The 10,166-nt window shown below is 51.5% G+C and carries 10 protein-coding genes; 9 read left to right on the top strand and 1 reads right to left on the bottom strand.

Features of this window, described 5'->3' with window-relative positions:
• Positions 1–234: 234 nt before the first annotated feature.
• Complete coding sequence (gene nadB, locus ACFFJP_RS11150) at positions 235–1,836, bottom strand: L-aspartate oxidase (RefSeq protein ID WP_377243615.1); 1,602 nt, start codon at positions 1,834–1,836, stop codon at positions 235–237.
• Between the two features lie 258 nt (positions 1,837–2,094).
• Here nadB and rpoE point away from each other — a divergent pair, with 258 nt between their 5' ends.
• From rpoE to recO, 9 genes are all read left to right on the top strand, one after another.
• Positions 2,095–2,670, top strand: a complete 576-nt coding sequence (rpoE, locus tag ACFFJP_RS11145; RefSeq protein ID WP_377243612.1) for an RNA polymerase sigma factor RpoE — start codon at positions 2,095–2,097, stop codon at positions 2,668–2,670.
• Positions 2,671–2,695: 25 nt separating this feature from the next.
• Positions 2,696–3,337, top strand: a complete 642-nt coding sequence (locus ACFFJP_RS11140) for an RseA family anti-sigma factor (RefSeq protein WP_377243609.1) — start codon at positions 2,696–2,698, stop codon at positions 3,335–3,337.
• A 23-nt stretch (positions 3,338–3,360) separates the two neighbouring features.
• Complete coding sequence (locus tag ACFFJP_RS11135; RefSeq protein WP_377243605.1) at positions 3,361–4,296, top strand: MucB/RseB C-terminal domain-containing protein; 936 nt, start codon at positions 3,361–3,363, stop codon at positions 4,294–4,296.
• A 99-nt stretch (positions 4,297–4,395) separates the two neighbouring features.
• Entirely contained in the window at positions 4,396–4,929 is a 534-nt protein-coding gene (locus ACFFJP_RS11130; protein ID WP_377243602.1) for a SoxR reducing system RseC family protein, read from the top strand.
• Between the two features lie 127 nt (positions 4,930–5,056).
• Complete coding sequence (gene lepA, locus ACFFJP_RS11125) at positions 5,057–6,856, top strand: translation elongation factor 4 (protein ID WP_208931626.1); 1,800 nt, start codon at positions 5,057–5,059, stop codon at positions 6,854–6,856.
• 137 nt (positions 6,857–6,993) lie between these two features.
• Positions 6,994–7,857, top strand: coding sequence for a signal peptidase I (gene lepB, locus ACFFJP_RS11120; protein ID WP_377243598.1), 864 nt, complete (start codon positions 6,994–6,996; stop codon positions 7,855–7,857).
• Positions 7,858–7,865: 8 nt separating this feature from the next.
• A complete protein-coding gene (rnc, locus tag ACFFJP_RS11115; RefSeq protein ID WP_377243595.1) occupies positions 7,866–8,537 on the top strand; it encodes a ribonuclease III in 672 nt (223 codons plus the stop codon).
• Positions 8,530–9,447, top strand: coding sequence for a GTPase Era (era, locus tag ACFFJP_RS11110; RefSeq protein WP_377243592.1), 918 nt, complete (start codon positions 8,530–8,532; stop codon positions 9,445–9,447). Before rnc ends, era begins: the two co-directional genes overlap by 8 nt.
• Positions 9,447–10,151 (top strand): DNA repair protein RecO, encoded by a 705-nt coding sequence (gene recO, locus ACFFJP_RS11105; protein WP_377243589.1) that lies wholly within the window; start codon positions 9,447–9,449, stop codon positions 10,149–10,151. Before era ends, recO begins: the two co-directional genes overlap by 1 nt.
• Positions 10,152–10,166 lie beyond the last annotated feature (15 nt).

The following is a 10,166-nucleotide window of genomic DNA, read 5'->3' as shown; positions in this document are numbered from 1 at the left end:
TTGCACTTGGCAATATCAGTCTGTATATCTATGCGGAAAAATATTTTGAGTTGCAGTCTATCCTCGGTCAACTGGCGACTGCCGCGCTGCAGATTTATGTGGTGATGCTGATCCTGAAATACCGGAAAAAGCCGGCAGTAGCTGGTGGCAGCGCGACACCGGAATAAATATTGGGACCACAACAAAAAAAGCCGGAACTGAATTCCGGCTTTTTTTGTACAACAGGTGCTGAGACTACTCGGGTTTTAAAATCGTCGGGCTGCTGTGCGCAGCCTGCTCCGGATAATCCAGCGTGTAATGCAGGCCACGGCTTTCCTTGCGGCGCATCGCACTTTTGATAATGAGTTCTGCCACCATGGTCAGATTGCGCAGCTCCAACAGGTTATTGCTGACCCGGAAATGTCGGTAGTATTCCTGTATTTCGCGTTGCAGCAGTTCAACCCGGTGTAACGCCCGTTCCAGCCGTTTGGTGGTACGGACAATGCCAACAAAATCCCACATAAACATCCGCAGTTCATGCCAGTTATGGGTGATCACCACTTCTTCATCCGAGTTACTGACGCGGCTTTCATCCCAGGCCGGCAGCTGCGGTGTGGCTGTTGACGTTGGCCATTGTTGCAGGATATTGCGCGCCGCACTTTGGGCAAACACGACACATTCCAGCAGTGAATTGCTGGCCATCCGGTTGGCGCCGTGCAGACCGGTATAAGCCACTTCGCCAATTGCATACAGATTCGGGATATCAGTCTGGCCGTTCAGGTTGGTCATGACGCCGCCGCAGGTATAGTGCGCGGCAGGAACCACCGGGATCGGCTGTTTGGTGATGTCGATACCGACGCTTAAGCATTTGGCATAAATCGTCGGGAAGTGTTCGATAATAAAATCTTTTGGCTGATGGCTAATGTCGAGATACACACAAGCGACGCCCAAGCGTTTCATCTCAAAGTCGATAGCTCGGGCGACAATATCCCGCGGCGCCAGCTCGGCACGTTCGTCAAAGTCTGGCATAAAACGGGTGCCATCCGGCCGTTTTAAATAGGCACCTTCGCCGCGCATCGCTTCAGTAATGAGGTAATTCTGCGCGTCCGGATGATACAGACTGGTCGGGTGGAATTGATTAAATTCCATGTTGGCGACACGGCAACCGGCGCGCCAGGCCATTGCAATGCCATCGCCTGATGCAACATCCGGATTGGATGTATACAGATAAACTTTACTGGCTCCACCGGTCGCCAGAGCAACAAAGCGGGCGGCAATTACTTCGACCTGCTCGTTGTCGCGATTCCAGACATAAGCGCCATGACACTTGTTACCCTCGTTGCCAAGTTTGGCATCGGTAATAAGATCTATGGCGTTATAGTTTTCCAGCAAGCGAATATTGGGGTGGCGGCGGACCTGATCGACCAGTGTAATTTGAACAGCACGGCCAGTTGCATCTGCTGCGTGCAGGATCCGCCGATGGCTATGGCCGCCTTCACGCGTCAGGTGATACTTCAGTACACCATCGTCATCGCGATATTGGTCAAACGGCACGCCTTGGTCGATCAGCCATTCCATCGCGGTTTTGGCATTTTCAGCGGTAAACTGCACAGCAGCGTCTTCGCAAAGGCCAGCACCGGCAATCAAGGTGTCGTTGACGTGTGACGCTATACTGTCGTTTTCGTCGAACACTGCGGCAATACCACCTTGAGCATACAAAGTTGAACCTTCGCGCAGCGGGCCTTTACTTAGCACGATGACACTTAAATCTTGTGCAAGCTGCAGCGCCAGGCTCAGGCCTGCCGCGCCACTGCCGACAATTAAAACGTCACAGCGATGTTCTTTTTGATGATGCATGCGATACACTTACCCGACAAAAAACAGGATCCTAATCAGATCTGTAGACTTTTAGCCGCCGTTCGGACGGCCTGCAGAATGCAAATGATCTGAACGAAAAACGCCTTTTTATGCCGAAAAACAGCATGGCGATCATTTTATTGTAACTTTTTTATCGGTGAAACCGAACTTTTTCCGCAGCCCTTCATCTGAGTGAATACGCTTGAGAAGAGCCAATGACATTTTAAAGCAGTAATGAGACAGGGGAATGGCTCCCAGATGAGCGAGCAAGAATTAGATTGGCAGATTGTCCAACGGGTGCAACAAGGGGATAAAGCTGCTTTTAACTTGCTGGTCCGAAAATATCAGCACAGGTTAGCGAACTTAATCTCAAGGTATGTCTCTAATCACGGCGATGTGGCTGATGTGGCACAAGATGCTTTCATCAAAGCTTACCGGGCATTACCCGGCTTTCGTGGCGACAGCGCCTTTTATACCTGGTTGTACCGGATCGCTGTAAACAGCGCCAAAAATTACCTGGTTGCCAATGGCCGCAAGCCACCATCAACCGATGTAGATGCAGAAGATGCCGAATCTTACGAAGGCAGTGAGGCATTAAAGGTACAGGACTCGCCGGAAAAGTTATTACTGACCGAAGAGATCCGCCAGGTGGTGTTCGACACCATTGAAAAGTTACCAGAAGAATTACGCACGGCGATTACCTTACGTGAGTTGGATGGGCTGAGTTATGAAGAGATTGCTGAAGTGATGGGGTGTCCGATTGGCACCGTCCGCAGCCGTATTTTCAGAGCCCGAGAAGCGATAGATACCCAGTTGAAGCCACTTATTGGCTGATTTATCAACGAAGACAGGAATTAGTATGTCGTCTGAACATCAAGAATGGCTTTCCGCCGCCAGTGACAACCAAAGCGTCAGTGCGCAGCAGCTCGACTTGTTATTGTCTGATCCTGATCTGCAGGCCAGCTGGTTGCGTTACCAATTAGCAGGCACTGTGCTGAGGCAGGAGCTGACGCCCCAACTCGATATCAACTTCGCCGATCGGTTTTCGGCAGTGCTGGAACAGGAAGAAGCTCACCAATTAGTAGCGGAAACTGTGCCGGTGTTGCAGCCAGTGACAGCTAGCGCTGTGACCGGTACGCAATCTGCGGCCAATCAGGGCTGGTGGAAAATGCTGATGCAAGGCGCCATTGCGGCCAGTGTCGCACTCGTCGCTGTAGTCGGTGTACAACAAACACAACAAAAACCGGACGATGCGCTCACCACGCCGCTGCCGGTATTGCAAACCAGCCCGATCGGCGGTGTCGCAGCGCCTGTTAGTCTGAGTCAGACTTCGGTTGAATCGCGTTTTACGCCGCAGCAACAGCAGTTGCAGCTGGAACAACAACGTCGCCTGCAGGAACTAATGCAGGCACGCCAACAACAAATCCGACTGATGGAACAGGCTGCTGCGCAGCAGGCGAAAAACGCTGCCGCGGACGAGGGTAAAGGTCAGCAGCAGTGATATTGAGCAGGGGAAGTTGGTTAGTGAGGCTGTCTGTCAGCCTGCTATTGTCACTGTGCAGTGTGTCGGCGCAAGCCGACGACTGGCAGCAATTTGAACGAACCCAACAGGCGGTCCGTAAATTCAATTTTGACGTTTCCTTTGTTCAGGTTAGGCCGAACCAACTGATCACTTATCGCTGGTTACATGGTCTGCATGAACAATCCGGCGCTTTGTCCGTGCCGCTTGAGTTAGAGCGACTATTGCTTCAAGACGGTGTCGGTACCGATACGTTCCGTCGCGGCGACAAAGTTTATTACGCCGCACCGGATGCGCCGGTCATAGTCACGCAAAACGACTCGATCAAAGAACTACCTGCGATATTGTTCGAACCTCTGGCCGTGATCAAACAGCTGTATGACATTGTGCCAGGCAGCAGTGTGCCCCTGTCGGGTCGTACCGCACAGTTATTGCGCCTCAGTGCGCGCGACGCCAGTCGCTACAGTTATTGGTTGTGGCAGGACGCCGAAACCGGTTTTCCACTACGGGTTGATACCGTCGACGAACAAAACGAAGTGCTGGACCGCTGGATGGTGGTGCATTTGCAATTAAAAACCAGCTTGCCACCTGAATTGCAAAGTTTGATCAGCGCACAGCTGCCGGAACAACCACACGCTCTGGTCAGCCGACCGGCGCCGCAGGACCAGTTCAAATTAAACTGGATCCCACCCGGTTATCAGTTATTGGCCGAACAGGCGCCGATTAGCACCCGCAGTGTGCCGGTGCTGGCGAACTGGCTGCTCAGTGACGGTTTGCATCAAATCTCCGTGTTTGTGCAGCCAACCGCACGGTTACCACAGCAGCAACTACGCGATGGCGCTGTTACCATTCTGGTTACGACACAACAAAATCTTGATGTGACCGTGATTGGACCGTTACGTCCGGAATTGGCGGCAAAGCTGGCAGCGTCTGTCGAATAATCATCCCTGACTGCAATGCTATGGCTTTCTTGGCTATAGCATTGAGTTCAGCCTGTCACTGCTCTAAAATCGACAGCCTATCCTGCGACGGTACATGCCATGACCAGTTCCCCTGAAGATAAATCCTGCCACAGTCCACAACCAAGCGACGCTTCGTCGTCACAACGGCTGATAGTCAAAGCGACTGTTGTACGGCAGGACACTGGTGGCGTCTGGCTGTCGACGCCGGTATCTACTAGCTGCAGCGGCTGTCAGCAACAAGACAGTTGCAGCAGCGGTCTGGTGGCAAAAGCATTGCCGGTACGCCAGCAACAGTTGTTTTTAGCGGATAGCTCCGACTTATTACCCGGACAGCAAGTGGAGATCTGTGTTGAGCCTGGCGCTGTATTAAGGTCGGCGTTAATGGTGTATCTGCTGCCACTCTGTGTTTTTATTGCTGCACTGGCGCTTGGACATCTGCAGTCGTGGCACGAATTGCTGCAACTTGGCTGTGCTGTTGTCAGCACTGCACTGACATTGTGGTGCGTCCGGCGGGTTGAGCTGGGGCGTGCTGATCAACTCAGTGTGCAGTTGGTGCGGGTCCTGCCAGACATCAGTGTATTGCAGCAGCCGGCAGACAGTGCGCTGGCTTGAAGAACACAGTGCAAGCATTTGGGAATTAGAGTACAATTCGCGGCAATTTTAATCTGCCGCAAGGGGCAGCGGCATTGTCGCATGCCAGATCACTTGCTGCTTTACAGCTCAGTTTTGATTGGAAAAAATGTCTAAAATATCTCATATCCGTAACTTCTCGGTCATTGCACACATCGACCACGGTAAATCGACTTTATCAGATCGGCTGATCCAATTCTGCGGCGGTCTGTCTGACCGTGAAATGCAGGAGCAGGTGCTGGATTCCATGGATTTGGAACGTGAGCGTGGCATCACGATCAAAGCGCAAAGTGTGACGCTGAATTACAAAGCCAAAGATGGCGAAACCTATCAGCTGAACTTTATCGATACCCCGGGTCACGTCGACTTCACTTATGAAGTCAGCCGCTCGCTGGCCGCCTGTGAAGGCGCCTTGCTGGTGGTCGACGCCGGTCAGGGCGTTGAAGCGCAAACAGTCGCAAACTGCTACACCGCGCTGGAAATGAATCTTGAAGTATTACCAGTCCTGAACAAAATCGACTTACCGCAGGCTGAGCCTGAGCGCGTAGCCGAAGAAATTGAAGATATTATCGGCATTGAAGCCATCGGCGCTGTGCAATGTTCAGCCAAAACCGGCCTCGGCATTGAAGATGTGCTGGAAACTATTGTCAAAGGCATTCCATGTCCGGAAGGCGATGTAGACGCACCAACCCAGGCGCTGATCATCGATTCCTGGTTTGACCCGTATCAGGGCGTGGTTTCGTTAGTCCGCGTCAAACACGGAAAAATTCAGGCCAAAGACAAAATCAAAATTATGTCGAGCGGTGCTGTGTATGAAGTCGACAAAGTCGGTATTTTCACGCCAAAAGCGACCAATACCGGCATTCTGAGCACCGGCGAAGTAGGGTTTATCATTGCTGGTATCAAAGAAATCAAAGGTGCACCAGTCGGCGACACGCTGACACTAGCGAAAAACGCCGCGACAGAACCGTTACCTGGCTTTAAACGCATCAAACCACAGGTTTATGCCGGGGTGTTCCCGGTATCTTCAGACGATTACGAAGATTTCCGTGATGCACTGGAAAAGCTCAGCTTAAACGACTCTTCATTGTTCTACGAACCAGAAAGTTCTGGCGCCCTAGGCTTTGGCTTTCGCATTGGTTTCCTCGGCATGTTGCACATGGAAATCATCCAGGAACGACTGGAACGCGAATACGATCTGGATTTGATCACAACTGCGCCAACAGTAGTTTACGAAGTGCTGACCAAAGGCGGTGAGCTGGTGATGGTCGACAATCCAAGCGACCTGCCGCCGGTTGGCAACATCGATGAGATTCGCGAACCGATCGTCGAAGCGCACATTCTGGTGCCACAGGAATACCTGGGTAACGTGATTAACCTGTGTATCGAAAAACGCGGCGTACAGATGAATATGACCTACCACGGCCGTCAGGTTGCGGTGGTTTATGAACTGCCGATGGCGGAAGTGGTGATGGATTTCTTCGACCGGTTAAAATCAACCAGTCGTGGTTATGCCTCGCTGGATTACGCCTTCAAGCGTTTCCAGGTATCTGATATGTCACGGGTTGATATCTTGATCAACGGCGAGCGCGTCGATGCACTGGCGATTATCAGTCACCGTGATTTTGCTCAGGGCCGTGGCCGTGAGCTGGCGGAAAAACTGAAAGAGCTGATCCCACGGCAGATGTTTGATATCGCTATTCAGGCCGCGATTGGCGCACACGTGATCGCGCGGACCACGGTCAAACAGCTGCGGAAAAACGTCTTAGCTAAGTGTTATGGCGGCGACATCAGCCGGAAGAAAAAGCTGTTGCAGAAACAGAAAGACGGTAAAAAGCGGATGAAGCAAGTGGGGAACGTGGAAGTTCCACAAGAAGCCTTCCTCGCTATTCTGAAAGTCGGGAAATAAGCAGCCCACCCCGGAGCCAGCCCACGCCGCGCTCCGGGTCTTACAGCTGGTAACAATAAAGTCCATCACGGCGCTCGCCAGCGCCCTGCAATTTTCAGTAAGCTCAGAACGTTTTCTGAACGAGGAACCTTAATCTCATGGCTGGATATTTTGCAATTCTGTTAGTGGTCCTGACGCTGGTGTCAGGCTTGATTTGGTTAATTGACACTTTGTTGTTCAAACCAAAACGTGAAAAAGATGCACCGCTGCCTTATGCCGCGGAAACTGCGCGGGATATTTTCCCTTTAATCGCCATCATCACTATTTTCCGTTCATTCATTTACGAACCATTCCAAATTCCATCCGGCTCGATGATGCCGACGTTATTGGTTGGCGATTTTATTCTGGTCGAAAAGTTTTCTTATGACGTCAAAGATCCGGTGTGGCGCAGCACCTTGCTGGAAACCGGTAAACCTGACCATGGTGATATTGCCGTGTTTAAATATCCGGAAGACCCGACCTCCGATTTTATTAAACGGGTGATTGGCTTGCCAGGCGATAAAATTATTTATAAAAACAAGCAGTTGTTTATTCAGCGCGCTTGTGACAAAGCCAGTAACCAGCCGTGTCCGACGGTGGAACCGCTGCGGCAGGAATTTAACAATGAAGGTGAGTTCTTCTTAGGACCATATCCATTAAAACGTTTCACCGAGCAGAATCTGACGAAGTCTTATGACATCCTGCAAAATGCGATGTTGCCGGAACCGATCCATAATTACTACCGTCAACCAGGCGTGGCAACCAACGAATTTGTGGTGCCTGACGGTCATTATTTCGTCATGGGCGATAATCGTGACAACAGCCGTGACAGTCGGTATTGGGGTTTTGTGCCGGAGCAGAATCTGGTCGGCAAAGCGGTCTTTATCTGGATGAGTTTTGAATTCAGTGAAGATCCGAATCACTGGTTACCTAGTTGGGTACCGGTTGGCGTGCGGTTTGAACGCCTTGGCACTATTAAATAAGGTCGGGAATGTTACCTCCTTTAAGTAAACTTGAGAAAAAGCTCGGTTATCAGTTCAGCAACAGCGCTCTGCTCGAGCAAGCGCTGACGCACCGTAGTTGTAAAGGCCAGCACAATGAGCGGCTGGAGTTCCTTGGCGATGCCATTTTAGGTTTGGTCATCGCTGAGGCGTTGTTTCAGAATTTCCCTAAAACCCGCGAAGGCGATTTAACCCGGATGCGAGCGTCTTTGGTTAAAGGCGTGACTTTGGCTGAAATAGCCAAAGAACTTGAGATCGCCCAACATCTGCGCCTTGGCCCCGGCGAGCTGAAAAGTGGTGGTTCACGACGGGAGTCGATCCAGGCTGATGCGGTGGAAGCCGTGTTAGGCGCGATTTATCTCGATGCCGGCGCTGAAGCCTGTAAAGATCGGATCCTGCAATGGTTTGGCAGCCGGTTACACAGCATTGAACCCGGCGTACAAAAAGATTCAAAAACCTTGTTGCAGGAATACCTGCAAGGCCGGCGTCTGGCGCTGCCGCAATATGATGTGGTGGCGGTGGAAGGCGATGCCCATGATCAGACCTTTACAGTGCGCTGCACTGTGGCCGGACGTGAGGCAGTGCAAGCCAGCGGCAGTTCAAGACGCAAAGCCGAGCAGGATTGTGCTCAGGCCATCCTGGAGCAATTAAAACATGAATGATCTGTTACAAGAAACCGCTGGCGATACCTTCGCCGGCCTGGTCGCCATCGTTGGCCGGCCGAATGTTGGTAAATCCACATTGCTCAATCAGTTGATTGGCCAGAAAGTTAGTATCACGTCGAAAAAACCACAAACCACCCGCCACCGTATTGTCGGTATTGATACCGTTGGCAAATATCAGACGGTGTATGTCGACACGCCTGGTCTGCACAGTGAAGAAAAACGTGCCATTAACCGGCTGATGAATAAAGCCGCTGCGACCTCGATTCTGGATGTCGAGCTGGTGGTGTTTGTCGTGGAAGGGACGCGCTGGACTGACGATGACCAGATGGTATTAAACCGGCTGATTGTGGCGAAAAAGCCAGTGATCCTGGCGGTCAATAAAGTCGATTTGTATAAAGACAAAGAAGATTTATTGCCACATTTACAATGGCTTGGTACACAACTGCAGTTTTTGGAAATTGTGCCGTTGTCGGCAGAAAAAGGCACTAACGTCAGTAAATTGCGCGAGATCGTGCACACGCAGCTGCCACCTTGTGAGTTCTTTTTCCCGGAAGACTACATTACTGACCGCTCACAACGTTTTATGGCCTCAGAAATCGTCCGTGAAAAGCTGATGCGTTTTCTTGGCGATGAATTGCCATACTCGGTCACGGTGGAAATTGAACGCTTTAAGTGGGAAGAAAAACACTACCACATCGCAGCGCTTATTCTGGTTGAGCGCGACACGCAAAAACGGATGGTGATCGGCAAAGGTGGCGAGCGCATAAAAACCATCGCATCTGAAGCCCGTAAAGACATGGAAGATTTGTTTGAGCAGCCGGTGTTTTTACAGATGTGGGTCAAAGTGAAATCCGGCTGGGCCGATGATGAACGCGCGTTGCGCAGTCTCGGTTACGGCGAAGATTAATGGCTGAAGGCGCAGTCTCAGCATATTTGCTGCACAGTACTGCGTTCCAGGACCAGAAACTGATCCTGGATTTATTGCTACCAAATCAGGGCAGAGTGCGGGCAGTTGCCCGTCGCCCGGCGAAAAAACACAGCGGCCGTAGTACATGGCCGCTGTTTTGTTTGTGCTGGGTTGAGCTGAGTGGTCAGGGCGAGTTACGCACAGTACGACGCATTGAAGAGCAACAGGCTGCACTGGCACTGCAAGGCGAATGGCTGTTCAGCGCTTTATATCTGAATGAACTGATTTGCCGGTTGTTTCCTGCCAATGCGCAGGCCGATGAGTTATTCGAGATTTATCAGCACAGTGTACAGGCGCTGTGGCATTTGCAATTGCAAGGCAACGCGCAATCCGCCAGGCCTTTGTTGGAGCAGCTGCTGCGTGAAGCCGAATTGGCGCTGTTGCAGGAGCTGGGCATTCCGGTGGATTGCAGTGTCGATGCTGAAGGGATGCCACTGCAGCAAGATGGCTGTTATCAGTGGCACCACGAATATGGCTTTGTCGCAGCGCTGCAGGGCTGGTCCGGTGCCGATTTACTGGCTATCAGCCAAGCCGACTGGCAAAGCAGCAGTCTGCGCTGCGCCAAACAATTAAACCGTCAGTTGTTGCGGCCATTATTGGGTCAGGCACCGCTGCACAGTCGACAATTATTCCGTCAGGATTAACGCATTTAAACCACG

The sequence above is a fragment of the Rheinheimera tilapiae genome, from assembly GCF_042432165.1.
GTDB classification, from domain to species: Bacteria; Pseudomonadota; Gammaproteobacteria; order Enterobacterales; family Alteromonadaceae; genus Pararheinheimera; species Pararheinheimera tilapiae.
Note: the sequence above shows the minus strand (reverse complement) of the source record. Positions and strands in the feature narration are given on the sequence as shown.

Bases quoted from the DNA above. Each gene is read 5' to 3' on its own strand.
- rpoE (WP_377243612.1), top strand. From the start codon at position 2,095: ATGAGCGAGCAAGAATTAGATTGGCAGATTGTCCAACGGGTGCAACAA.
- lepB (WP_377243598.1), top strand. From the start codon at position 6,994: ATGGCTGGATATTTTGCAATTCTGTTAGTGGTCCTGACGCTGGTGTCA.
- nadB (WP_377243615.1), bottom strand. From the start codon at position 1,836: ATGCATCATCAAAAAGAACATCGCTGTGACGTTTTAATTGTCGGCAGT.
- lepA (WP_208931626.1), top strand. From the start codon at position 5,057: ATGTCTAAAATATCTCATATCCGTAACTTCTCGGTCATTGCACACATC.
- recO (WP_377243589.1), top strand. From the start codon at position 9,447: ATGGCTGAAGGCGCAGTCTCAGCATATTTGCTGCACAGTACTGCGTTC.
- ACFFJP_RS11130 (WP_377243602.1), top strand. From the start codon at position 4,396: ATGACCAGTTCCCCTGAAGATAAATCCTGCCACAGTCCACAACCAAGC.
- rnc (WP_377243595.1), top strand. From the start codon at position 7,866: ATGTTACCTCCTTTAAGTAAACTTGAGAAAAAGCTCGGTTATCAGTTC.
- era (WP_377243592.1), top strand. From the start codon at position 8,530: ATGAATGATCTGTTACAAGAAACCGCTGGCGATACCTTCGCCGGCCTG.
- ACFFJP_RS11140 (WP_377243609.1), top strand. From the start codon at position 2,696: ATGTCGTCTGAACATCAAGAATGGCTTTCCGCCGCCAGTGACAACCAA.